This window comes from Nocardia nepalensis, from assembly GCF_048910785.1.
Classification (GTDB): Bacteria; Actinomycetota; Actinomycetes; order Mycobacteriales; family Mycobacteriaceae; genus Nocardia; species Nocardia nepalensis.
In genome coordinates this window covers 70,663-93,921 of the sequence record NZ_JBKBET010000017.1, presented here as the reverse complement: position 1 = coordinate 93,921, position 23,259 = coordinate 70,663, and the positions used below count along the sequence as shown (strand labels likewise).

The following is a 23,259-nucleotide window of genomic DNA, read 5'->3' as shown; positions in this document are numbered from 1 at the left end:
TGGATTCCGCCGCACACAAACCACGGCATACGTGTGTAACCCAACCCACACCCGCCGTATTCCCTGTCACTCGGTGCCTCGCAGTTCTAGGCTCTTGGATGTGCTCTTATACGCCGAGTCCTGATTTGAGGGTCGGCCAGGATTTGGGCAGTGCGGCCTTCCAGTACGGCCAAGAGTGGACGCCGATGGCGGCGTAGTCGAGGGAAACGTCGGCGCCGAAGAGTTTCATGGCGGGGGAGAGGGCGAGGGTGCAGTCATGCGAGACCTGTTCGATCTCGTTCGCCCGGAGCGGGTCATTGGGCCACGACCATCGATCGTCGAACGGGGCGTCGTCGGGGCCGGGCACGCCGGTGCCCACGTAGAGGTGGACCGGTTTGCCGCGCAGTGCGTCGAGGTGTTTGCTCGGATCGTGCGCCGCCCACTCCGGGTTGCCCGCGGTGCCCCACATATTGTCCGGGTTCCCGCCCTTTGATTCGACCACCGGGCGCACCGAGAGCTGCCCGACGCCGTCGGTGGAGTAGCAACCGCTGAAGGCCGCCAGGGCTCGGAACATATCCGGATGCCGCACCGCCAGAATGGCCGCGGCTCCCGCGCCCATCGAGAGTCCGCCGATGGCGTAGACCCCGTTGCCCTTCAACTCACGGTCGATCAGCGGCGGCAGCTCCGAGGTGAGGAAGGTTTCCCACTTCTGGTGTCCGATTTTGGGATCATCGTGCAACCAGTCGGTGTAGTAGGTTCCGCCGCCGCCGACCGGCATCACCACATTGACCGGCTTGTCGGCGAAGAACTCCTTGGCGCCGCCGCGCAGCGTCCAGGTGCTCGCCGACTGGGATTCCGACGCCCCGTTTCCGTCCAGCAACAGCAACGTCGGCCGGGGCGCGGACTGGTTCGCGGGCACCAGCACGTCGAGGTGGATGGTCCGTTGCATCGCGGGGGAGCGAACGTACATCTGCCATTGCTGTGCGGAACTGCGCTCGATTCGCTCGACGACGGCGTCCGCGTTCGCGCTCGCCTGCGGAGCGACGACGAACAGCGGCGCGACCGCGACCACCACGGCCGCGGCGACAGATGTCATCCGTCGGTACCTCCGGCGTCCTCGCAATATCGATATGCGCAAATCCATGCTCGCAAACCCTCATCGACGGTTGGCCCCCGTTGGAGGCCGTGACATTTCGCGTCGACGATGCCATGGAACTGGCGCCGTTGGATTCCCACCGTCGGTGAAGGAGTTGGGTTTCAGATTGCGAGATGAATGGGGTACCCATTCGGGCATTGTCGTATTCCGCAACCCGTCGGCAACGCAAACAGGCTGCGATTCAATTGGATTCGCCCATCGCCGCGACGCGCGCCAACGAGGGAGCCCCGGTTCGGGTTTCGGACCGGGGCTGCTGAACCGTATGTCTAGAGGGTGCCCTTCCGCTCGTCGGCTTCGAGACTGCGGAGCATCCACAATCCATACAGGGCCAGCAGCGGTTTGAAAATCAACCACTCGCCGGGACGGTAGTCATCCGCGAGGACGAGCCTCTCGGCAAGATCGGGACGCTGCCGTCGCAAGTACGCACGGGCCTTGAGCGCGTGAGCTGGTTGGGAGGCAATCTTGATGCGGTCGACATCCTCGAGCATTGGGATCACGTTCGAGATGTTCTCCCAGGTGCTCATACTTTTGTCCTCTAGAAGCACGGTTCCGTGGAACTCGAGCACCGACTTCGCGTAGTCGGCCATCAACTGAGCCTCCGTCGCGCCGTCGCTGGTCGCACCGCCGCTGAAAATCACGCGATTGTCGTCGGAAGCGATGGAGCGAAGGCCAGCACGGACTCGCCAGCGGTTGATGACGTTCACCGTCGCTTGCGGGTTCCGGAATCCCAGCACGAGCACAGCCTCGGAAACGCCCCCACCGTTTCCCACGAGAGCGCGAGACCAGCGCCAGTTCAACCATTCTCCCCAGACCAGAGCAGTTGCCCCGGCTACCGCGAATGCTGTCCTTCGTCTCATGCGCCGACTCTAGGGCACTTCCGGTGCCGAACAGTGCAGGTGCGAGCCACGCTAGGCGAAGATCGCGTGCACCTGGTCGACGGCTTCGGCACCGTAGGCCACCGCACCCACCGGAACAGCTCCGCCGATCGCCTCGATCACCCGGGCCGTCCAAAGTGGGCCGAAACCGCCGCACAGTTCGATCAACTGCACACCGGATGCCACCAACCGGCGGGCCACATCGGGCGCCTGCTCCGGTTGGTCCACGCCCACGAAAACCGTTCGGCAGCTTGCTGTTTCCACGACGGTCTCGCGGCTCGGATCACTGCCGGGCGCGGTGTATACGAAGCCCCATGCGGTAAGTGCCATGTGCGGTCTCCTGTCCTGTGCGGCGGCGCCTCATCTCGACGCGGCCCGTCCGGTATCCAGCACAGCGGACGCGGCGGCACGCTGTCCACGAGGCAACTCCGGACGCATGTGCGGCGCAGGCGCACACGCCAGGTCAGCGGCCCATTCTCGGAATCGTGCGGCCCGAAAATCACCGGCGTTCCAGGCCAGTGCGTGCCGGATTCGCGGCGCACTCTCCGCGAACGGCAACCAAACCAGCCCCTGCCCGCTGGGCACATCCCAGGCGGGCCGCAGCCCGATCACATCACCGCCGTGCCGTAGTTCGGCCTCGAACAGCACCCGCCGGGGCGCGCCTTCCCGCACCGCCGCCGGACGCCAGCCTGCGCGGGTCCACGCGTCGCGAACCGCGTCGTGATAGCCCGGCGCCGACGCGCGCGCGAACCACAGCAGCGCACTGCCTTCCAGATCCGGCCATCGCACCGAATCCTGTCCGGCCAGACGATGATCGACGGCCGCCACCACGCCGAGTTCGGCATCCGCGACCGTTACGTAATCCAGGTCCGGCGAGTCGATCGGCAACAACAGCAACCCCGCATCCAGCACGCCGCCGCGAAGCCCCTGCACCTGCTCCGCCGTCTGCATATCAGCGATATCGGGCGCGTGCGGCCCGGCCGCCCGCCACAGCATCGCCACGACCTCCGGCGATACCCCAGGCGTCACTGCCAGGCGCAGCGGCCGCCCGCCACGCACCGACTCCTCCGCCCGCCGAGCCTCCGCGACGACCGCGCGCGCCCGATCGAACAGCCGTTCACCGGCCGGGGTCGGCGTCATCCCCGCCGAGGTCCGCACGAACAGCCGCGTATCGAGATGCCGCTCCAGGGCGATGATCTGCTGACTCAACGAGGTCGGCCGGATCCCCAGCGCCTGCGCGGCGCGCGTCAGATTCCGCTCCTCGGCGACCGCCAAGAAGTACCGCAACTGACGCAACTCCATTCCCCGACGTTAGCCCCACCCGCCCGCCTCGGTCATTCACCCATAACGCGTCGCCGGATCGAGCCCTCCGGTCGAGCGAACCAACGAGATCTGATCCACCCGATCGCCAGCGTCGTACCGACACCTCGGCAGATACTTGCCGCAGTGCTACTCGTCCCACCGCCGCCCTCATCGACACATCGGATACGCAGCGGCAGCCTGCCGGACCGATTGCGCGATCGGGGAATTCGCGATATCTGATGTCGAGTCCAGTAACACCCTGGATCAGTCTCAGTTGCGTGAATGTCCGCGCTTACACGCCTCGGCCGCCGACACCGATATCGCGGTACCGCGCTGTAGATCAGGATCGAGTTGTCGTCCTGGAAGATGAACTCGGGCTACCGCGCGTCAGGCGTTGGATTCACGTCAGCGGTCGATCGCGACATCCAGCAGCACAGGGACTCCGTCACCATCCGCAGTTGACAACTGTCAGTTGGATGAAAACCTTGGTTCCTTTGCGCACCTCATCGAGCTGCTCTGGTGTGAGAATAGAGATCGAATGCTCACCCCTGATATCACGGACGGTCGGTTTAGGATCCGAAACGACTGTCACCGATGCTTCGCATCCATCCGGGCGTTTGCCTTTCGCGACAACATCGTAAATTCTCGGCTTCTCCCACGGCTCGGGGGCAGGCAGTGGGGCGACCGCACTCAGCTGGATAGTCGGCACCACGACCTCTAATGGATCCGGCTTCGGTGCAGGACGGATGAAGTAGGCGTTGGCATAGGGCGGATTGTCACCGTCGGACGCGTCGACAACCGCCGTGCGAACAAACCCTGCAACGGTCGCGGCTTCGGCAATACGTCTGGCTTCACTCGGGCGGTCACGCCAGACCTCGAATCGATGATAACCAAAGGCCAGCAGACCTCCGACGATCACCACCACGAGGGCAAATTGGCTCCGCCGATACCAGCGACTTCTGCCGCGCGCAAAAATTCTCATCGGTATGCCCCACTGCCACACAGGATCTGGTTCGCGAGGTTATACTCAGTGTGCTTTGACCATGCTCCACCTCGCTCGGCTGAAATGTGTCTCCTCTAGCCGCAACACCCAGGGAACGGTCCACCATTCCACCGGCGTTGTAGCCGGAGCCGAGGAACTGATCCAGCGGCTGACTCGCCTTCACCGCGGCCGTGGCCTGGGACGCCGCGTCATCGTTGAGCATCTTCAGATTGTAGGCAGCCGCCTTGATTGCCAGATCGTCGTTCCCGACCAAATCGGACCATTCCTGTCCCTTGAACTGGTCCGGATACTTCGCTTTGACCTCGTCGAACGGGCCTTTCTTCTGGTTAGTCAGGCCGATTGAGTTCCCTGCGTCATGCTTGTCGATACCGAGCCCGGAAGCATCGAGACGTGCCTTGTCCCACAATATTCCGGCTTCGGGACCGTTTGGATTGGGGTGATAGGTCGACGGATCCTGTAGGGCCGAGTAGAGGTTTCCCTCGAGGCCGGTGCGAAGGGGCGCACCCTCCTGCAGCACCATGGCGAGCGCCATACGTGGATCGACTCCGGCCTCGTTGCCGTACTTCACCGCCAGTGTGGCCCAGGATTTCATCTGCGGTCCATATTGGTCTAGCGCTCTGAGATCTGCGGCCGTCAGGGTTGGCGCAGGGGTCTCCCACGTGGCGATCCTGTCCAATTCGCCGACGAGAGTCCGGTTATCGTCCTGATTTCCGGATTCGACGATAAGCGGTAGCTCTTTCAGAGCCTTCAGCTTCGGTAGGTTGCTCAGCGCATTCGGGGCTACGAAGTCGTGGGACGCGTAGTCGATCGTCGAGAGAACGGTGAACAGCGTGGTGTTCTGAGCCGTCGTGTTGAAGATGTTCTCGGCGTTGTAGACGTCGACCGCGCTGAGGGTCGTGTCTACCGAAACCCGGACCGAGGTGTTGTCGGTCGTTGTCGTTACCTGGGCACCCGGATGGCTTGGGAACGCCCCTGCGGCCGCTGCGGACAACTCCTTTCTCGCGTCGATGAGGTTGTCGTGGAGTGACTGAGTCTCGGAAGCGAGAGTCTTTGCGACAGTGCCGATCTGCTCCGCTCCGCCGCGGAGCGCGTCCAACGCCTCCAGAATGTCGGGGACCTCGGGTGCCTGCACCGCGCTGAAGGTATCGTGCACCGCTTTCAGTGTCGTCGGCGATGTCACCAACTCGTGGCTGTAAGCGAACGTGTCCCAGGCGGTGGCAGCGGTGGCGAGTGCGTCGGCGCGGCCGTTCGGCGCTCCTGTCCACGAACTTGGGCTCTGGCCGTTCGGAGTGATCACCACGCCGGCACCGTTGTCGCCGTTCGGATCGGGGATTTCGGGGAATCCGTTGGCGGCCAAGGGATTCGTTGCGCTAGGTACGGGATGCGGCGGCGGCGCACCCTTGTCCGTACTGGTGTTTGCGTTGTATTCGGCGGCGTCCCAGTTGTAACCGGCGATGTTGACGACGTCGCCGAAGTGCCGCAGTGCGGCGGCGTAGGCCAGGACCGCTGTCCGCACCTCACCGGCGTGCTTGTGGTAGGCGGTGTTCCAACCCGTTACCGCTGGATAGTTTCCGCCCATTTTCGAGCTGGTGGTCAGACCGGGAAGGAGGTCACGTGTGACAGCGGTGTTGATGTCGTCGGTCAGCGTGGTGAGCTTCTTGGCCGCCTCGTAGTACACGTTCGGGTCCACGACGAGCGCAGACCCTCCAGGCGGGGCCATCAGCGCTCAACTTGTAAAACACTGAATCCCATGACATTTCCCCTCCCCGACCATGCATCCGGGTGCACCATTGTAGCGAAACGTCTGCACCGCAGTGGATCTCACTGCTCAGATCGCCCGCCCAACGGCAGTACAGGACGTGCTCCGCGATGTTTTCCGGCCGCCAGTTGGTGATACTCGTCCACTCGTAAAAGCCACTGGCTGGGCCTGGGGTCATAGTTGGCGTTTCACCGCGGGGGTGAGTCTGGGGAGCGCAAATCGGCAGATCTCTTCCGTGGCGTCGATGTTCTGCGCCGTGGGACCGATGGGGATGAGGTGGAATTTGGGTGGGATGCTGCCAGGCCAGGTGTGGCCCGCACCGTCTACCGCCCATGCGTGCACCGCGGTCCCGGCGGTGCCGCCGGTGAACGCGCGCTGAGTCACCGGGAAGAACCCAGGACGGTCCGGCGGGGCCGGGAGGGTGGTTGATTCGCTGTCGCGACACCCATCGACGGCACACCAATAGTCCACCGCGTCCTGCTGTGGCAGAAGCCGAAACGTCCGATGTCGACCACCGAGCCCGCGACGGGAACGATGGACACCGCCGATCGGCACGATGGGATCGGCGGTGCCGTTGATCAGCAGCACCGACACGGCGTGATCGGGCTTCAGCTCACGGACTCCGCCCGGCATGGCACCGGCGATCGTCGCGAGCACCGCCACGTGCTCACTCGCCTGCACGGCCATGCGGTGTCCCATGAACCCGCCAGCCGACATACCGACCACGATCGTCCGATCCGGCAGTGTTCCGTGGCGCTGCGCCGACCAGTCGATCACGGCACGCAGGAAATCGACGTCCGCTTCGGCGTCGGTTCCCACGTCGTCGCCGTTTCGACTGTCGGCCCAATTGCGGCGATATCCGTCCGGATAGGCAACGGCGATGTCCCATTGATCGGCCTTGGTGTCGAAGCCGGTCATCTGCCGCATCATCTGCCCGGTGCCGCCGCGACCGTGCAATGCGAGCACTAATGGAATCTCCCCCGCGCTGGTGGCGCGGCTCGGAAGGCGCAGCGCGAAGGTTCGGCGCCGACCCCCTATCCGCATATCGCCCCGGATCACGCCGTCAGATGCCGCCATAGTTCCCCTCCGCCACTCCACGCACCGAAATACCGTCGTGCTGTGGGATTTCCACCAACGAGCCTAGCCGTGATGTCTCATGAGTGGTTGAGGAAATCGATCAGCTCGGCGGCGCGCCCATACCCGGCCTGGCGAAACATCGTGCCGCCGGCTGCGGAATGGCAGACCGGGTGGCGCTACTTTACGTCGAGAGCGGTATCTCAGAATCATGGGGGATCCGCCACGTCACCGCCAAGAATTCTGAGATACCGCCAGGAGTTTCGAGACCTACATCAGAGGTTGGTTGTTAGTGGGGCCGATTGAAGTCGCCGTCTTGGATGCCAGTGGTGAAGGCGTTCCATTCGGTCGGTGTGAAGGTCAACGCTGGGCCGGTCGGGTTCTTGGAGTCACGCACTCCAACCATGCCCCCATCGAGGTGGGCAACCTCGACGCAATCCGAGCCGGTCGTGCTCCGGCTGCTCTTGAACCACTTAGCTTCGGACAGGTCGATATTCACTCTGAATACTCCTTCGAGATCGCCTCGACAAGTTGCCGAGTATCGGGTTCGTTCAACGCTACGCGCTGGATAGCGGAGCACGCTGCTCGATATCGCGCTGCCTCGCCGGGTTTGTCCAGGTACAGCATGCCGGTGAAGCCCTCCACGTAGACAACGGGTGGCTCCGTGAGGGCAGGATTTGCGTGGTTGGGGAACTCTAGGTACACGAAATCCTTTGCGAACAGTCCCAAGTGATTGGGTGCATTGAACTGGACGACCCGAATCGTTACGTTCGGCAGCTTGCCGATCTCGATAAGTTGGCTCAGCTGACCTGCCATGACCGCGCTGCCCCCGATGCGATGTCGCAACACCGACTCGCTCAGCAGCACTTCTAGTGCGAAATTCGCTGAATCATGAAGGCGTTCCTGACGCTTCGTGACCATATCGACGTCGCGCTCGATATCGACAGGCCGCCCCTCCGCCTCCCATATGGCGCGCCGGTAATCCGACGTCTGCAGCAGACCGGGCACCAAAGTTGACTGCGACGATATGATTCGGCTGGCGGATTGCTCGAGCCCGACGAACATTGCGCGATCCGGGTGTATGGCGTCGACGTAACACTGCCACCAGCCATCTTTCCGGGACTCCTGGGCGAGCCATAACAGCACCCGCCGGTCGGCGTCACTGGCTCGATAGACGTCGCACAGTGCATTGATCATCATCTTCTTGACTTCGCTGCTGCGCCCAGATTCCAAGCGCCACAGTGTTTGCGAGCCTATCTCGCACTGTTGTGCCGCGCGTGCTCGACTCAGGTTGCGCTCCTCACGCAGCTCGCGCAGGCGTCGCCCGAGCACGCGACGCGGCAGAGTCGTGTTGTTCGATTCGGTTGTCAAAGTAATGCCACCCGCCCTTTTCGTTAGCGTTACTCACGGTCATGTCAAGCTAGATGGAATAGTCAGCCTGTTTGGAGCGAATTCGATTCGGGCCGAATCGAATTGGAGTGCTCCCACGGTACCTGTTCGGTGATTTACTGACTATGCGCCAGACGGTCGGGTCGCCCATTCGCCGCCGCTCGACCACCCCGCGCGGTGACGAATTCGCGATGCCGCGCCCGACCGTCTGACGTTCCAAAATCACTACCGTCACAATATCTTTCGGAGGTATCCCTGTGTCCGGTCCGACGACAATTGAGCACAACATGGTGCCGCCCGATTCGAAGACGACCGCGATTCGGATCGCACGGGCCGAAGCGGACGGGGCCGATGTCGAACGGGAGCGGCCGAAGGCAATCGGATTGGTGCGCGGTGATGTGTCGGGACTGCAAGCGCCTCGGCATGCGATCGCCGTGCAGCGGCACGCCCGCGCACTCGGCTATAACTACGTGTACACCATCCGGCCGCCGCAGGATATCGATGATCCGATCGGCTACGCGCTCGGCATCGCGGCGGGTTTGGATGTGGCCGCGATCGTGGTCTACGGCCTGGATCAGGTTGACGACCAGCCCGCGCGCGTATGTGAGGACTTCGATCTCGAAACCGTCTGTCCCGCAACAACTTGGGCGCGCGTGGCAGGTCCGGCACCGGTGCGGACGGGTGCGGCGTGAGCGAGGACGCGATACTCACCCCGCCGCGGGTCTGCGGCCATGCCGATGTGCGACTGGCGCATGAGCTGATGCGGCAGCATCGGGTCTGCCGGGTCGATCTGTGTGTCTGGAAATCGGCGGCCTACTACACGCTGGTGGCCGCGGGTCATCTCGCGCCGCAGACGCTGACGCCGCGCGAGCGAGCCGCGGCCCGCGATATCGCCTTTCCGCCGCTCGACGCGCAACCACCGGTGCACGGCGGCCCGCCGCTACGAACCCTGCGGGAGGTATTGGAGAGGTTGTCGGAACTGGCGCTGCCGGAGCCCGATTCGAACGGTACTGCTGATCACAGGAATTAACTCCGATGGGGGCCGAATATGCGCGAACGTCGCACCGAGGTCGACGGGTGGGTGGTCATATGGGAGATCGACCACTGGCACATTCGAATTATGCTCGTGCGCAGTGTTATCGATGGTGCGCGACCATTGCTGAACGCCGATGTGGGGGTGGCTGCGCCCGATCTGGCCGATATGCGTGAGAAATATCCGAACCTGTCCCGGTTGTGGGATGCGGTGCGGCACGAGTTCTGGGCGGAAGTGATTACGCCCCAGGAGCATTCAGAGGGGACTATTTGATTGATGGAACCAGAGCGCTATCGCGTATCTGCCCATCTATTGGGTATTGGTGTTGAAGTAGACGGAGTTGGTGACATCTTGGCCGGTGATGCGTTTGATTGATAGGGCCATTATCTCGCCCATATCTTTGACGACTTCGATGTGCTCACGGATGATCGCATCGATCGAGTTGGCTTCGCCGGTTGCTTGGGATTTGAACATCGTGGCCAGAGCATCGGCCATGTGGAAGTCGCCAAAGCCGGAAACATTTTGCGCCTGGCGCGTGTACCGCGCCATATCCTGGAGGTCTTGCATTCGCTGATCACATGCCTCGAGGCATTCGCGCGCTGCCGCTTCGCTGTCCAGATACAACTCGCCGCTACGTGCTTGATCAGCAAACCGCTGCCACTGTGCCAACTCGGACTGACTCATGAGGCCCCCCTTGTCATTTCGGCAGAACGGGAACGATCGATGCGCCGATGCGAGTCAGAAGTGCGCAAGGGTTCTCGAGGTTGTCGATGCCCGCATAGTTCAACAGTCCCAGCTGCAGGACGCCCTGAGACGCGGGGAACACCACATCGCAGCCCAGATCCTTGGACGCGCCTTCGACTCGGAACTGCCGACCCTGACGGCCAGCGATCACGACATTCTGGAAATCGACGTTTCCAGCTTTGTGTTCGAACTCGTCGACGGTTCGTCCCGTTGAATAGACAGTGAGCGAGTACGTCCGTCCGTTCCAAGCGCAGATTTCCCACCCCGACTGATGTACTCCGGCGATCCCGCTCTCTTTGGTCGACGGCCTGAGCCCCGCGGCTACTACCGCGTCATCGGGGATCTGCGTACACGGATCGAACAGCTTGACCGGCACCGAACTCGTCTCACTGCTCGCGGTCGGGCTACCGCTCTTCGAACCCCCACACGCGACCAACCCCGGGAGGACAGCCGCCGCGAGCAGCATCAACTTCCATCGGTGCGCCATCCCCGCCCTCTCTAGCTGCGACTATCTGGAGATCTTGACCCTATCAAACGGTATGCGGGCCATTGGTGGTCGCGAGGGGAGGCGCGGGCCGAGGATTCGGTGCAGAATCGTGCACGCTGAAACCCTCGGCACAGCCGTTTGCGACGGCCGTCACGTCACACCGTGCGGGGGCATGATGTGAGCGGATCGATACCGCGGAAACGCTGGATTACCAGCGTGTATACAAATGCGTTCGATGTCCGTTTTGTCCGGTTTTCGCGTTGACAGTGCCATACCCCAGGAGCAGGCTGCTGCGTGACTTTCCGTGCGCCCGCCGTGGAGCAGCCACGGTTTGGCAATCGGAGGAGCAGGGTGGTGCGTTTACGTCAACGGTCGGAAAAATCCGGTGGCACACCGGATGTAACTGCCGACCCCGGAGGTGAACGCCAGGTTGCCGGGAACAGAATAGTGCGGCCGCGCACGATTCGGGGGCAATTGGCCCGAATCCTTGTCCTCTCATTGGTTTTGGTGTTGGCGCTGCTCGGTGTGACGGTCGCCCGGGAGGTCAAGGCATTCCGCGAGAGCGGTGAGACCGTGCAGGCGGTCTCGCTCGCGCTGGCGGTACAGGATCTGGTGCAGCAGGCCCAGCGCGAACGCGGGCTCAGCAATGGTCTGCTCGGCGGCGATATCCGACTGGTGCGGGCCGTGGCGGACCAGCGGGGCGATACGGATCGAGCGATGCGCGCGCTCGAGGATGCGGCTGCCGGGAATGCGCCGGGCTCGGCCCAAGTGCGTTCGGCGATCGGTCAATTCGACGCGCTCGATGCGACCCGCACGCAGATCGATGCCCGCCGCACCAGCAGGCAGGCCGCCTTTCAGTTCTATACCGACGGCATCTCCGCGCTGAATCGTCTGACGCTCGGGCTCGATCAGGCGCGCGACGCCGAGGTTCGGCACGGCCTGGAGGCGCTGTACGCGCTCGGGGAGGCCAAGGAGCAGACGGCCAAGGAGCGCGGCTTCCTCAATGGCGTTTTCGCCGCCGACGAGTTCCGCAATGGCGAGTACGTCGAGTTCCTCGATATCCGCGCCGCCAAGATGGCCGGACTGACCGCCTTCGCGCGCGATGCGACCGCAGCACAGCAGGCCCGGCTCGATGCGGTGCTGCGCAGTGAGAATGCCGTCAGGGCAGGTGAATCGGAGCAGATCGCCATCGCGTCGAGTACCGGTCCGCTGGTGCGTTCGGTGGATCCGAGCACCTGGTGGGCGCAGATGACGGCGGTCATCGATGAGCAGCGCGCGGTGCAGCAGGCGGTCGGTGATGATGTGCAGCGGCGCGCGGATGCGCTGCGCAGGGATGCGTTCCTGACCCTCGGCGGTTTCCTGCTCGCCGCGCTGATCGCCATCGCCGCGGAGGTGGCGCTGGTCGTCGCCAGCGTGCGCGCCATCGTGCGTCCGCTCGCCGCGCTCGCGGCGGAGGCCGACGATGTCGCCAATCACCGGCTGCCCGAGGTGATCGCGGCCTGGCAGGCATCAGATGACACCCATCCGGATCCGCCAGCGCCGGTGCGCACACCGCGCGGCGCGAGTGCCGAAATCGCGGCCGTGGCCGGGGCATTGGACGGTGTGCAGACCACCGCCTTCGAATTGGCTTCGCAGCAGGCGCTGGTCCGCCGCAATACCACCGAATCGATGGCGAATCTGGCGCGGCGCAACCAGAATCTGGTTCGCCGCCAGCTCGGCCTGATCAGTGAATTCGAACGCGAGGAACTCGATCCCAAGGCGCTGTCGAATTTGTTCGAGCTCGATCACCTCGCCACCCGCATGCGGCGCAATGCCGAAAGTCTGCTGGTGCTGGTGGGTGCGGCGAGCCCGCGGCGCTGGGCGGAGCCGATCGCGCTCACCGATGTGATTCGCGCCGGATTGTCCGAGGTCGACGACTATCGCCGGGTGGTGCTGCGGCGGGTGGACGATATCGCGATCACCGGCGCGGTGGTCAGCGATCTCGCGCACATACTGGCCGAGCTGATCGAGAACGGATTGGCCTTCTCCCCACCGGATCTGGAGGTGGAGATCTACGGCCGCAAGCTGCCGACCGGATATCTGCTCGCGGTGGTCGATCACGGCGTCGGCATGCCGGTGGAACAGCTGGACGAGGCGAATGCCCGGCTGCGCGGCGAAACCGATTTCGTTATCGCGCCGACCCGATATCTCGGCCATTACGTGGTCGGCCGATTGGCGCGGCGGCTCGGCATCGATGTCGATTTGAATGTGTCGCCGGTGAGCGGAATCGTCGCGCGGCTGCTGTTGCCCGTGGGAATCGTTGCGGGAGAGAAGGATCGGCGCGCACCCGGGGGCGGGGCCGCTTCGGTGGCTGCTGGTGCGGTGTCCGGTGCGCAAGGGCATGCCGAGTCGTCGGCCGGTTCTGTGGGCACTGTTGGGGGATCGCTTGCGGGCGAGGTTGTTTCGGCGAGGCCGGTCGGTGCGCCGGTCAATGGTTCTCCGGTCAACGGTGCCGGGGTCGACGGTGCTGGGGTCGACGGCGTTGGGGTCAACGGTATTGCGATCAACGGTGTTGGGGTCGACCATGTCGGGGTCAGCAGTGCCGGAACCGACGGTGTCGGGGTCGACGGTGTCGGGGTCGACGGTGTCGGGGTCGACGGTGTCGGGGTCGACCGGGCCGGAACCAAGAGTGCCCGGACCAGTGCCGGAGTCGACCGTGCTGGGCTCGACCGTGCCGAGGTCAACAGTGCCGGAATCGACGGTGTCGGGGCTGATGGCGCTGGAGTTGGCGGCGTCGGGATCGGTGGCGCAACGATACCTGGCCTGCCCACCCACGACGTGCGAATGACCGGCGGATTCGCCCCAGACGGCGTCGGGTCTCGGCAACCGAGGGCCGGCGGTCCCGCGCATGCAAAACCGGGATTCGCATCGTCGACCTCGGCACCTGCGCCGTTCGCCTATTTCCATCCCACGCCGGTCGATTCCGGCGACGATTCCGGATCCACCCGGAACGGCGTCGATGGAGCCGTACCAAGGGGCGACAGGGCCCTTTCCGGGGGCGACCCATGGCGTGACGGGGCCGTGTCCGGGGGCGATCCATGGCGTGACAGGCCCATGTCCGGGTTCAGTGGATCACCGACGGGCATGCCCAAGGTGAATGACACTGGGAGCCATGGCATCAACGGATCCCTGACCGACTTGCCCGCGGTCAACGGATCCGCGACCGGTTTGTCCGCGGTCAACGGATCCGCGACCGGCTCGTCCGCGATCACCAAATCCGGGACCGATCGCCCCGTCGATGTCGTACCCGGGACCGAGGGGCCGCTGCGCGCCGTTCCGTCTTCGGCAGGCGATTCGTCGCGGCGGATGACTGAAACAACCGCAGCGGCAAGGGAATCCGCTAGCGCGCCCGCCGGTGTGCAGCGAACCAAGAACGGATTGGTCAAGCGCAACAAGCGCGCACGCACCGCTGGCGACGGAAGTGACACCGCACCAAGGGTTCTCGCCCCGAAGCCGCCCAGCGCTCCCGCAGTGGATCGCTCGCCCTCGGAAATCCGCAGCATGCTTTCGTCGTTCCGGGCCGGACACGAGCGCGGCGCGCCCACCCCGCCGCGAGCGGAGACATCCGAAAACATCCCGCGCGCCACGGATTTGGCGCAAACCTCGGTTTCATCCACTACCGCAGAGGAGATTCGGTGACCACGCACATACCGACCGCGGATCCGCATACCTTCAACTGGATGCTGGCCAACTTCGTCCGCGATACCGACGGTGTCCGCGATACCGTCGCAGTCTCCTCCGACGGCCTGCTCATCGCCATGTCCGAGGGACTGGACCGCACCGGCGCGGATCGACTGGCCGCCATGGTCTCCGGCCTGTCCAGTCTGGCCCGAAGTGCCTCGCGCAGTTACGCATTCGACGGTCTGAAGCTGATCATGATCGAGATGAAACGCGGCTTCCTGCTGGTCTCCGCGCTCGGTGACGGCAGCTGCCTCGGCGTCATCGCCGACGGCGGCTGCGATGTCGGTCTGGTCGGCTACGAGATGGCGGTGCTGGCCGACCGCGCCGGTGCGCTGCTCGATCCGGCGCTCATCTCGGAATTGCGAGAGTCGTTGCGCAGATGAGAGATCCATACCGGCCGCGGCTGCCGGACCCGCGGATGATCCCGGTCAACCAATCTCTCGGCGGATTCGGAGCCAACCGGCCGCCGCTGGATAGTCCGGAAGTGCAGATCCCCGATGATCGATTCGTGCGCCCCTTCGTCGTCACGGCGGGACGCACCACCCCGCTGATCGACGGTCTGCGCATCGAAACCCTGGTGCGGGCAACGCCTGCCGCACTGTCCGCACCGCTGCACTTCGAGCAGCGCACCGTCGTTAGGCTGTGTCAGCAGCCGTATTCCATTGCCGAAATCGGGACGGCGCTGCACGTTCCGGTGGGCGTCGCGAAGGTGATCGTCAGTGATCTCGCGGCCGCCGGGCATGTTTCGGTCCGGGACGCCCCCGAACTTTCCACCGCAGCCATCGAGAGGATCAGGGACCTTGTACGGGCACTCTGAATATCGGACCCCAGCGGCCGAGCGGCCCATGCCCGCCTCGGCCAAGATCGTGATCAGCGGCGGATTCGGTGTCGGCAAAACAACATTCATCGGCGCGATCTCCGAAATCGAACCGCTGGAGACCGAGGCGGCGATGACCGAGGTCGCCATCGGCGTCGACGACGCGGGTCGGCGCGAAGATAAGAACCGGACCACCGTCGCCCTCGATTTCGGTCGCATCACGCTCGACAGCTCGCTGATTCTCTACCTGTTCGGCACTCCCGGCCAAGACCGCTTCGTCTTTCTGTGGGACGACCTGGTCGACGGCGCGCTCGGCGCGGTGATCGTGGTGGATACCGGCCGCGTCGAGGATTGCTATCCGGTGCTGGACTACTTCGAAGAGCACAACACGCCATTCGTGGTGGTGGTCAATCGTTTCGAACAGGGCGAGCAGTTCGAACTCGACGAGGTCCGCGAGGCACTCGAACTCGACGAGTGGATTCCGATCCTGGAATGCGATGCGCGAGACCGGGAATCGGTGAAGGAGGTGCTCGTCGCATTGCTGGAACAGGTCCTCGTGCAGCGCATGTCCGCACCGCAGCCACAGGCCCGCGAGGTCGGCTGAGTACGTAGCCTGGCGCTCATGGGTGAGCAGAAGGAGCGGATGCTGCGCGGGGAGCTGTATCGCGACAGCGATCCGGAGCTGATGGCCGAGCGTATTCGGGCACAGCGGTTGTGCGACGAGTTCAACCGCACCGGGCCCGAGGAGACCGAGCGGCGCGATACGGTGCTGCGGCAGTTGCTCGGCAAACTGGGCGAGGGGTCGTGGATCATGCCCCGATTCCAGTGCGACTACGGATCTCTCATCGAAATCGGAGCCAATAGCTTCCTCAACTACGACGCCATCCTGCTCGACTGCGCGCCCATCGTGATCGGTGACGATGTGTCGATCGGGCCGCGCTGCCAGCTGCTGACGGCGCTGCATCCGATGGAAGATCACCAGGCGCGCAGGCAGCGCTGGGAGTCGGCGGCCCCGATTCGGATCGGGAACAACGTGTGGTTCGGCGGCGGGGTCATCGTCTGCCCCGGTGTGACGATCGGGGATGACACGGTGGTGGGCGCGGGCAGTGTCGTCACCCGGGATCTGCCGTCGCGGGTGTTCGCGGCCGGCAATCCGGCGCGGGTGCTGCGCGAGTTGTGAGCGCCCGCGGTGGCACAGCCCGCCGTTGGCCCGGATGCCGAGAACTACCGGGGTGCTGCGATGGTCGGGGGGAAGCGATAAAGAATCTTTTCGAGATCACCGATGAATTCGTGATGCGCTCGACGTCATTCCTGTGTACCGCTCGAACCAAGGGAGATAGCAATGAGCAACGGCAAGGATTTCGCACTGACCCACGTCGCCATCCTGGTCGGTGACCAGGACAAGGCACTGGAGTTCTACCGAGACGTCATCGGCTTCGAGGTCCGCCAGGATATGCCGTTTCCGGGCGGCCGCTGGCTGACCGTCGGCCCGGCGTCGCAGCCCGGCATCGAGTTCATCCTGGAGAACCCGGAAATGAACCCGACCGAGTCCGCGCGCGAGGCCGCCAAGGGTCGGCTGGCCAGTGGTGCGCAGGGCACCCTGATCTTCACCACCGAGACCGTCGACGACACCTTCGCCCGCCTGCGCGACGCGGGCGTCGACGTAGACCAGGAGCCGATCACTCAGCCCTACGGCGTGCGCGACTGCGGGTTCCGTGACCCGTGGGGCAACCACCTCCGCTTCTCCCAGATCCTCGGCTGATTCCGCCGCCCTCGCCGATGCCGATGCCGGTCGACATCGGCGGGCACCGAACTCAGTCGACCCGCGTCAGCACCGCGATGGGCAACTTGCGTGTCGTGAGCGCCTGATAGGTCGGGAAGTCCGGATAGTTCGCGACGAGCCTCTGCCAGCGTGCGGCATATTCGTCCGGATCGGTTACCACCCGGGCGTGGACCGGCCAGGTCTCTCGGCCGACCCGGACCGTACCGCCCTGCGCGGCCACCAGGTTGTGCCACCAGTTCGGTGCGGTGTGATTGCCGCCGAAGGAGCCGCACACCAGCAGGTCCACACCGTCGCGCACGAGCATCAGCATCACCGGACGCGGCTCACCGGATTTGCGGCCGGCGACGGTCAGCTGAAATACCGGCCGCCCCAACCACTTTCCGAAGACAGTGCCGCCAAAGCGGGCGTACAGCTTGCTGTGCACGCGGCCCTGGATCTTGCTGATGCCGTTGAGCCGGGTGCTGCCGAAGTGGGCGAACCGGCCGGTCAGGGTGAGTTGGGTGGGCTCGCTCGCGGCCATCGTCGTCCTTGCTGCTCGTCCGGTGGGATGTCGGCAACGCTACCTTTCGGGTGCGGCGTCGTCTTCCGACCCGGGGTGTATGACCAGGGCATACCGAGGTCGCAGTGATGTGCGGCGGCTCGCCTCGGCGTCGCCGCGAAGGTCTGATCTGGCGCAGTACTGTCGAGTTATGAGCGAGCGCAGCGAGCGAACGATGGGCACGGCCGAGCGCAGCGAAATCGAGAGGGCGTCCTCGGGCGTGATACAGCCGGACTCCGGCGAGCGACCGTTGGAGATCTCCGCGCCGGACGCGACCCGGGCGCTGCGGGACGATATTCGGTTCCTCGGCGGTGTCCTCGGCGACACCATCCGTGATCACGAAGGCCCCGAGGTGTTCGACCTGATCGAGCGGGTGCGGATCGAGGCGTTCCGGGTGCGGCGCGAAGAGGTCGAGCGCAGTGCGGTGGCGGAGATGCTTGACGGTGTCGATATCGCTGTGGCATTGCCGTTGATCAGGGCGTTCAGCTATTTCGTGCTGCTGGCGAATCTGGCCGAGGATATCCAGCGCGATCGGCGGCGTGCGGCGCACGAGTCGGCGGGGGAGCCGCCACAGGAATCGTCGCTCGCGGCGACATATCGCAAGCTCGACGCGGCGGCACTGGATGGCGCGGAGGTCGCGGATCTGCTGACCGACGCATTGGTATCGCCGGTGATCACCGCGCATCCGACCGAAACCCGGCGGCGGACCGTCTTCGATGTGCAGACCCGGATCACCGAATTGATGCGGTTGCGGCAACGCTTCACCGAAACCGAGCGTGAGCGGGCCGATTTCGAGCTGCGGATCCGCCTTCAGGTGCTCTCGCTGTGGCGCACCGCGCTGATCCGGTTGCAGCGCTTGCGGATTCAGGATGAGATCGCGGTCGGCTTGCGCTACTACGAGATCACTCTGTTCGATGTGATTCCCGCGATCAACGCGGAGGTGCGCGCGGCGCTGCGATCGCGTTGGCCGGGGGTGGAGTTGTTGCCGCGCCCGATTCTGCGACCCGGGTCCTGGATCGGCGGCGACCGGGACGGAAATCCCTACGTGACAGCCGATGTCGTGCGCACCGCCACACAGCAGGCGGCGGCGGTCGCCTTCGGCCGGTATCTGCACGAGCTGGTGGAGTTGGAGAAGTCGCTGGCGCTGTCGGCTCGGCTGGTGCGGGTCACACCCGAGGTGGCGGCGCTCGCCGAGGTCGGATATCCCGATCCCGCCACGCATGCCGATGAACCGTATCGGCGTGCGCTGCACGGCATCTGGTCGCGTCTGGCGGCGACCGCCGAGCGCGCGATCGGCACGGTGCCGGGCAGACCGGGCGAGCAGGGGGCACGATCGCAGGCACCGTTGGACGAGTCGGTTCCGGATACGGTGCGGCCGGTGGGTGTTGCGGCGCAACCGTATTCGTCGCCGCAGGCGGTGCTCGACGATCTGGACGCGATCGATGCCTCGATGCGAGCCAGCGGTGACGGTCTGCTCGCCGATGACCGGCTGGCCTCGTTGCGATATGCCATCGAAACCTTCGGATTCCATCTCCAGAGTCTGGATATGCGGCAGAACTCCGAGGTGCACGAGCAGGTCGTCGCCGAGCTATTGGCGTGGGCAGGTGTGCATTCGGACTATCCGAGCTTGTCCGAACCGGAACGGGTCGAATTGCTCGCCGCCGAGCTGCGTACCCGTCGGCCGCTGCTCGGCCCGCACGCGCGATTGAGCGAACTCGCCGCCAAGGAGCTCGATATCGTCCGCGCCGCACGGGATGTCGTGGACACCCTGGGAACGGAGGCGGTGCCGAACTACATCATCAGCATGTGCACTTCGGTGAGCGACATGCTGGAGGCGGCACTGCTGCTGAAGGAGGGCGGGCTGCTCGATCCCGGCGAGCCCGACGGGCCACCGAGCTGCCCGGTGAATATCGTGCCGCTATTCGAGACCATCGAGGACCTGGGCGCCGGGGCCGACACGCTGTCCGCCGCACTGGATGTTCCGGTGTATCGAGAGTTGGTGTCCGCCAAGGGAATGCGGCAGGAGGTGATGCTCGGATACTCCGATTCCAATAAGGACGGTGGATATCTGGCCGCCAACTGGGCGTTGTACCGGGCGGAATTGGATCTGGTCGAGGTGGCGCGCAAGACCGGAATTCGATTGCGGCTCTTCCACGGTCGCGGCGGAACCGTGGGCCGTGGTGGCGGGCGCAGCTATGACGCCATTCTCGCTCAGCCCGCCGGTGCCGTGCAGGGTTCACTGCGGTTGACCGAGCAGGGCGAGGTGATCGCCGCCAAGTACGCGGAACATCGTGCGGCACATCGCAATCTGGAGTCGTTGATCGCGGGCACATTGGAATCGACGCTGCTCGATGTCGAGGGGCTCGGTCCCGACGCCGAACCATCATATGAACTCATGGACGATCTGGCGGCGCGGGCGAGGGCGGCGTATGCGCGTCTGGTGCACGAAACACCGGGATTCGTCGAGTATTTCCGGCAATCGACGCCGGTCGCGGAGGTCGGCGATCTCAATATCGGCAGCAGGCCCGCCTCCCGTAAACCGACGAATTCGGTGAGCGATCTGCGGGCCATCCCGTGGGTGATGTCGTGGAGTCAGGCCCGGGTCATGCTGCCCGGCTGGTACGGGACCGGGGCGGCGCTGGAGGAGTGGGTCGGCGGTGATCCCGAGCGGCTGGCCACGTTGTCGGACCTCTACCAGCGGTGGCCGTTCTTCCGCACCGTGCTATCGAACCTGGCCCAGGTCATGGCCAAGAGCGATCTGGACATCGCCGCCCGATACGCCGAACTCGTCGACGATGTGTCCTTGCGCGAGCAGATCTTCGGAATGATTCGCGACGAGCATGCCCGCACGATCCGCATGCACGCCGCCATCACCGGAAATGATCACCTGCTCGCCGACAACCCGTCGCTGGCCGAGTCGATCCACAACCGCTTCCCGTACCTGGAACCGTTGAACCAGATGCAGGTGGAATTGCTGCGCCGCCTGCGTGCGGGCGACGACTCCGAACTCGTCAAACGCGGCATCCTGCTCACCATGAACGGACTCGCCACTGCCCTGCGCAACTCCGGCTAGCGCCGCGCCTGCGAGGCATTCCGCCGAACGTAGTCGAATGGTGGTCGGATACGCCGCATCCGACCGCCATATGACTGCGCTCGGCGAGCAGTGCGCTACTGCGAGAGGATGGCTAGCGCGTCGATTTCGACCCGCATTTCGGTGCGGGGGAGGCCGGTGAAAACGGTGGTGCGGCTGGGTAATACGTCGCCGGTGGTGTTGGCGGTGACGAATTCGCCGTAGGCGTCGTTCATGGTGGCGAAGTCTTCGCGGTCGGTCAGGTAGACGCGCAGCATCACGACGTCGTCGAAGGTGGCGCCGCTCGCCTCGACGATGGCCTTGACGTTCTGCAGGGTCCGAATCGTCTGGGCGGCAACGTCATCCGGGAACAAGTACGCGTTGGTCGCCGGGTCGACCGGGCCCTGGCCCGAGACCTGGACGAATGGGCCCTTGCGCACGCCCTGCGAGAAGGTGTGGGCGGGTGCGGGGGCGTCGGTGGTGCGGACGGCGATCTTCTCACTCATGGCTGACCTTTCATCGCGGTCGGGTAGGCGGTGCGGCCGGGAGCCCAGCCGAGTTCGGTGGAGATGGCATCGGCCGCCGCGCGGACCCGCGGCAGTTCGGCCAGCACCTGGTCGTGGTCGAGCAGCATGTCCGGCACCGACATCGAGACCGCCGCGACCACCGTCCCGGTGCCGTCGCGCACTGGGACGCCGATGCAGTTGACGAAGCTCTCATGCTCCTCGTGGTCTTCCGCATAGCCCTGTGCGGCAACGAGTTCCAGCTCGGTCAGATAGCGCTCCGGGGTGCGGATGGTGCGGTCGGTGAACTCGCGGTAGTCGATGCGCTCCGCGACCGCCCGCCACTGCGCGCGCGGCTGCGCGGCGACGAGCACCTTGCCGACCGCGGTGCAGTGCAACGGGGCGGGCCGCCCGATCCGTGAGTACATTCGCACGCTCTGTGTCGCGTCGAATTTGTCGATATAGATCGCCTCGCCCGACTCGTAGGTGGCGAGGTGAATCGTCTGGCCGGTCGCGGAATTCAGCGCGCTCAGATGCGGACGCGCGAGCGTGCGGACGTCACGCTGTTCCAGTGCGCGGTTGGCGAGTTCGAAAAGCCGTGAGCCGAGCACGTATTGGTGCTGGCTGTCGTGGGTGACGAAGCGCTGTGACTCCATGGTCTGCAGCAGCCGCAGCACGGTCGACTTGTGCACGCCGAGTTCGGCCGCGAGCTGATCCAACGACCGGGCGTCCTCACCGAGCGAGAGCAGGATGGTCAACGCACGTAACAGACTCTGACTCATGACCGCGCCTCGATCGTCGCCGACGGTGTGTTCTCGAATCGCTCGGCCGTGCCCATTGTTCGCTCGCTCATGACGTCACATTCTCGGCCAGCATGTCTCTGCGGTAATGCACACGCCCCCAGGCGGACTCATCCAGGTCGGCCATGTCTGCCAAGGCCCTCGGCGAGGGCAACTCGGCAAAATCGCCGGTCCCGGTCAGTGCGGCGGCGGCGCACAGATGGCCGAATCGCAGGCGCTGTACCAGCGGACGGCCGTGCAGCAGGGCGGCGAGATAGCCGCCCGCGAAGGCATCACCGGCACCGATCCGCTCGGTGATCTCGAGTTCGAGCGCGGGCACCTCGGCGCGTTGCGTGCCGGAGAATCCGGTGACCGAGTGCTCATTGTTCTTGACCACCAGATGTTCCGGCTCCGGGAACAGCGCGCGCAATCGGTCGGCGTCGTCGGTGCCGAAGACCGCGCCGGCCTCATCGGCGCCCAGAAAGACCACATCGCAGCCGCGCACATGGCGGGCCAGCACCTCGGCGGCCTGCTCGACGCGTCCGGCCCACAGTGCGGGCCGGTAATTCAGGTCGAAACTTGCCAGCCTGCCTCGGCGCGGCAGTGCGACAAGGGTTTCGGTGAGTCCGGTCGCGGATTCCGAGAGCGCGGTGGTGATTCCGGTGAAGTGCACGAGGTCGCAGTGCGCGAGCAGCCCGGCCGCCGCGGTCGCCGCGAGATCGACGGTGGACAGTGCGCTGGCGGCGGAACCGGTGCGGTAGTAGAGCATTCGGCTGGCCCGCTCGGCCAGATCGGTCGCCTTGCCCGAGCCGCTGCCGCGCTCCTTCACGTAGACGGCGGTGGGGCGCTCCGGATCGGTCACGACCGCGGACACGTCCACGCCGCGGGCCGCGAGATGTCCGGTCAGATACCGGCCGAATCCGTCGTCGCCGACTCTGGAGACCCATGCGGCGTCCACCTCGAGTTGGGTGAGCACGGTGGCCACATTCGCCTCGGCGCCGCCGGCGGTTCGCTCGAAGTTCTCCGAGTCCTCCAGCGGACCGGGTCGCGCAACCAGAACGGCGAGCCCCTCACCGATGGTCACCGCCCGTGGGCGGGGCGACGTAGTAGGCCACGTCACATCGATCTCCCTTCTGCCCTTGCGGCCACCGGCCATCCAATGCAGAATAACCACACAAAACACAGTGTGCAATAAGCGTTGCAAAATATGCAATGCATGGGGGATATGACTCGGCGGACGCGATTCCG

General features: G+C 64.9%; 25 protein-coding genes. 10 read left to right on the top strand and 15 right to left on the bottom strand.

The window, feature by feature from the left end; translation table 11 throughout:
• Nucleotides 1-106 precede the first annotated feature (106 nt).
• The 9 genes from ACHQ4I_RS09945 to ACHQ4I_RS09905 form a co-directional block, all read right to left on the bottom strand.
• A complete protein-coding gene (locus ACHQ4I_RS09945) occupies nucleotides 107-1,075 on the bottom strand; it encodes an alpha/beta hydrolase (protein WP_420771391.1) in 969 nt (322 codons plus the stop codon).
• A gap of 326 nt (nucleotides 1,076-1,401) precedes the next feature.
• Nucleotides 1,402-1,992 (bottom strand): YdcF family protein, encoded by a 591-nt coding sequence (locus ACHQ4I_RS09940; RefSeq protein WP_420771390.1) that lies wholly within the window; start codon nucleotides 1,990-1,992, stop codon nucleotides 1,402-1,404.
• Nucleotides 1,993-2,043: 51 nt separating this feature from the next.
• Nucleotides 2,044-2,340, bottom strand: a complete 297-nt coding sequence (locus ACHQ4I_RS09935) for a DUF6506 family protein (RefSeq protein WP_420771389.1) — start codon at nucleotides 2,338-2,340, stop codon at nucleotides 2,044-2,046.
• Between the two features lie 30 nt (nucleotides 2,341-2,370).
• Nucleotides 2,371-3,312 carry a LysR family transcriptional regulator gene (locus ACHQ4I_RS09930; protein ID WP_420771388.1) on the bottom strand — a complete coding sequence of 314 codons (942 nt, stop codon included), beginning with the start codon at nucleotides 3,310-3,312 and terminating at the stop codon, nucleotides 2,371-2,373.
• Between the two features lie 445 nt (nucleotides 3,313-3,757).
• Nucleotides 3,758-4,237 (bottom strand): hypothetical protein, encoded by a 480-nt coding sequence (locus ACHQ4I_RS09925; RefSeq protein WP_420771387.1) that lies wholly within the window; start codon nucleotides 4,235-4,237, stop codon nucleotides 3,758-3,760.
• Nucleotides 4,176-6,035: a hypothetical protein gene (locus ACHQ4I_RS09920; RefSeq protein WP_420771386.1), complete on the bottom strand. Its 1,860-nt coding sequence runs from the start codon at nucleotides 6,033-6,035 to the stop codon at nucleotides 4,176-4,178. The genes ACHQ4I_RS09925 and ACHQ4I_RS09920 overlap by 62 nt, the downstream gene beginning before the upstream one ends.
• Before the next feature lie 213 nt (nucleotides 6,036-6,248).
• Nucleotides 6,249-7,151 carry a CE1 family esterase gene (locus tag ACHQ4I_RS09915; RefSeq protein ID WP_420771385.1) on the bottom strand — a complete coding sequence of 301 codons (903 nt, stop codon included), beginning with the start codon at nucleotides 7,149-7,151 and terminating at the stop codon, nucleotides 6,249-6,251.
• Nucleotides 7,152-7,437: 286 nt separating this feature from the next.
• On the bottom strand, nucleotides 7,438-7,647 hold the full coding sequence (locus tag ACHQ4I_RS09910; protein ID WP_420771384.1) for a DUF397 domain-containing protein: 210 nt from the start codon (nucleotides 7,645-7,647) through the stop codon (nucleotides 7,438-7,440).
• On the bottom strand, nucleotides 7,644-8,519 hold the full coding sequence (locus ACHQ4I_RS09905) for a helix-turn-helix domain-containing protein (RefSeq protein ID WP_420771383.1): 876 nt from the start codon (nucleotides 8,517-8,519) through the stop codon (nucleotides 7,644-7,646). The genes ACHQ4I_RS09910 and ACHQ4I_RS09905 overlap by 4 nt, the downstream gene beginning before the upstream one ends.
• Before the next feature lie 275 nt (nucleotides 8,520-8,794).
• Here ACHQ4I_RS09905 and ACHQ4I_RS09900 point away from each other — a divergent pair, with 275 nt between their 5' ends.
• The 3 genes from ACHQ4I_RS09900 to ACHQ4I_RS09890 are packed head-to-tail and all read left to right on the top strand — an operon-like array spanning nucleotide 8,795 to nucleotide 9,843.
• A complete protein-coding gene (locus tag ACHQ4I_RS09900) occupies nucleotides 8,795-9,229 on the top strand; it encodes a hypothetical protein (RefSeq protein ID WP_420771382.1) in 435 nt (144 codons plus the stop codon).
• On the top strand, nucleotides 9,226-9,567 hold the full coding sequence (locus ACHQ4I_RS09895; protein ID WP_420771381.1) for a hypothetical protein: 342 nt from the start codon (nucleotides 9,226-9,228) through the stop codon (nucleotides 9,565-9,567). Before ACHQ4I_RS09900 ends, ACHQ4I_RS09895 begins: the two co-directional genes overlap by 4 nt.
• Nucleotides 9,568-9,585: 18 nt before the next feature.
• Nucleotides 9,586-9,843: a hypothetical protein gene (locus ACHQ4I_RS09890; RefSeq protein WP_420771380.1), complete on the top strand. Its 258-nt coding sequence runs from the start codon at nucleotides 9,586-9,588 to the stop codon at nucleotides 9,841-9,843.
• A gap of 36 nt (nucleotides 9,844-9,879) precedes the next feature.
• Here the strand turns inward: ACHQ4I_RS09890 and ACHQ4I_RS09885 are convergent, their stop codons facing one another.
• Nucleotides 9,880-10,254, bottom strand: a complete 375-nt coding sequence (locus ACHQ4I_RS09885) for a hypothetical protein (RefSeq protein ID WP_420771379.1) — start codon at nucleotides 10,252-10,254, stop codon at nucleotides 9,880-9,882.
• A 13-nt stretch (nucleotides 10,255-10,267) separates the two neighbouring features.
• A complete protein-coding gene (locus ACHQ4I_RS09880) occupies nucleotides 10,268-10,801 on the bottom strand; it encodes a DUF3558 domain-containing protein (RefSeq protein ID WP_420771378.1) in 534 nt (177 codons plus the stop codon).
• 507 nt (nucleotides 10,802-11,308) lie between these two features.
• On the opposite strand from ACHQ4I_RS09880, the gene ACHQ4I_RS09875 reads away from it, so the two are divergent.
• The 6 genes from ACHQ4I_RS09875 (at nucleotide 11,309) to ACHQ4I_RS09850 (ending at nucleotide 17,100) form a co-directional block, all read left to right on the top strand.
• Nucleotides 11,309-14,479: a sensor histidine kinase gene (locus ACHQ4I_RS09875; protein WP_420771497.1), complete on the top strand. Its 3,171-nt coding sequence runs from the start codon at nucleotides 11,309-11,311 to the stop codon at nucleotides 14,477-14,479.
• Nucleotides 14,476-14,904, top strand: coding sequence for a roadblock/LC7 domain-containing protein (locus ACHQ4I_RS09870; RefSeq protein WP_476445388.1), 429 nt, complete (start codon nucleotides 14,476-14,478; stop codon nucleotides 14,902-14,904). The genes ACHQ4I_RS09875 and ACHQ4I_RS09870 overlap by 4 nt, the downstream gene beginning before the upstream one ends.
• The gene (locus ACHQ4I_RS09865) at nucleotides 14,901-15,338 is read left to right on the top strand and encodes a DUF742 domain-containing protein (RefSeq protein ID WP_420771377.1); all 438 of its coding nucleotides are present in this window, start codon (nucleotides 14,901-14,903) and stop codon (nucleotides 15,336-15,338) included. The genes ACHQ4I_RS09870 and ACHQ4I_RS09865 overlap by 4 nt, the downstream gene beginning before the upstream one ends.
• A gap of 28 nt (nucleotides 15,339-15,366) precedes the next feature.
• Nucleotides 15,367-15,942 carry an ATP/GTP-binding protein gene (locus ACHQ4I_RS09860; protein ID WP_476445389.1) on the top strand — a complete coding sequence of 192 codons (576 nt, stop codon included), beginning with the start codon at nucleotides 15,367-15,369 and terminating at the stop codon, nucleotides 15,940-15,942.
• An 18-nt stretch (nucleotides 15,943-15,960) separates the two neighbouring features.
• Nucleotides 15,961-16,518: a sugar O-acetyltransferase gene (locus ACHQ4I_RS09855; RefSeq protein WP_420771376.1), complete on the top strand. Its 558-nt coding sequence runs from the start codon at nucleotides 15,961-15,963 to the stop codon at nucleotides 16,516-16,518.
• Between the two features lie 162 nt (nucleotides 16,519-16,680).
• Nucleotides 16,681-17,100 (top strand): VOC family protein, encoded by a 420-nt coding sequence (locus ACHQ4I_RS09850; RefSeq protein WP_420771375.1) that lies wholly within the window; start codon nucleotides 16,681-16,683, stop codon nucleotides 17,098-17,100.
• Nucleotides 17,101-17,152: 52 nt separating this feature from the next.
• On the opposite strand, the gene ACHQ4I_RS09845 is transcribed toward ACHQ4I_RS09850, so the two are convergent.
• Nucleotides 17,153-17,641 carry a nitroreductase/quinone reductase family protein gene (locus ACHQ4I_RS09845; RefSeq protein WP_420771374.1) on the bottom strand — a complete coding sequence of 163 codons (489 nt, stop codon included), beginning with the start codon at nucleotides 17,639-17,641 and terminating at the stop codon, nucleotides 17,153-17,155.
• A 217-nt stretch (nucleotides 17,642-17,858) separates the two neighbouring features.
• Between ACHQ4I_RS09845 and ppc the strand changes: the two genes are divergently transcribed.
• Entirely contained in the window at nucleotides 17,859-20,732 is a 2,874-nt protein-coding gene (gene ppc, locus ACHQ4I_RS09840) for a phosphoenolpyruvate carboxylase (RefSeq protein WP_420771494.1), read from the top strand.
• A gap of 95 nt (nucleotides 20,733-20,827) precedes the next feature.
• Here the strand turns inward: ppc and ACHQ4I_RS09835 are convergent, their stop codons facing one another.
• The 3 genes from ACHQ4I_RS09835 to ACHQ4I_RS09825 form a co-directional block, all read right to left on the bottom strand.
• Nucleotides 20,828-21,235 carry a RidA family protein gene (locus ACHQ4I_RS09835; protein WP_420771373.1) on the bottom strand — a complete coding sequence of 136 codons (408 nt, stop codon included), beginning with the start codon at nucleotides 21,233-21,235 and terminating at the stop codon, nucleotides 20,828-20,830.
• Nucleotides 21,232-22,014, bottom strand: a complete 783-nt coding sequence (locus ACHQ4I_RS09830) for an IclR family transcriptional regulator (protein ID WP_420771372.1) — start codon at nucleotides 22,012-22,014, stop codon at nucleotides 21,232-21,234. The genes ACHQ4I_RS09835 and ACHQ4I_RS09830 overlap by 4 nt, the downstream gene beginning before the upstream one ends.
• 67 nt (nucleotides 22,015-22,081) lie before the next feature.
• Nucleotides 22,082-23,185, bottom strand: a complete 1,104-nt coding sequence (locus ACHQ4I_RS09825) for a sugar kinase (protein WP_420771371.1) — start codon at nucleotides 23,183-23,185, stop codon at nucleotides 22,082-22,084.
• Between the last annotated feature and the right edge of the window lie 74 nt (nucleotides 23,186-23,259).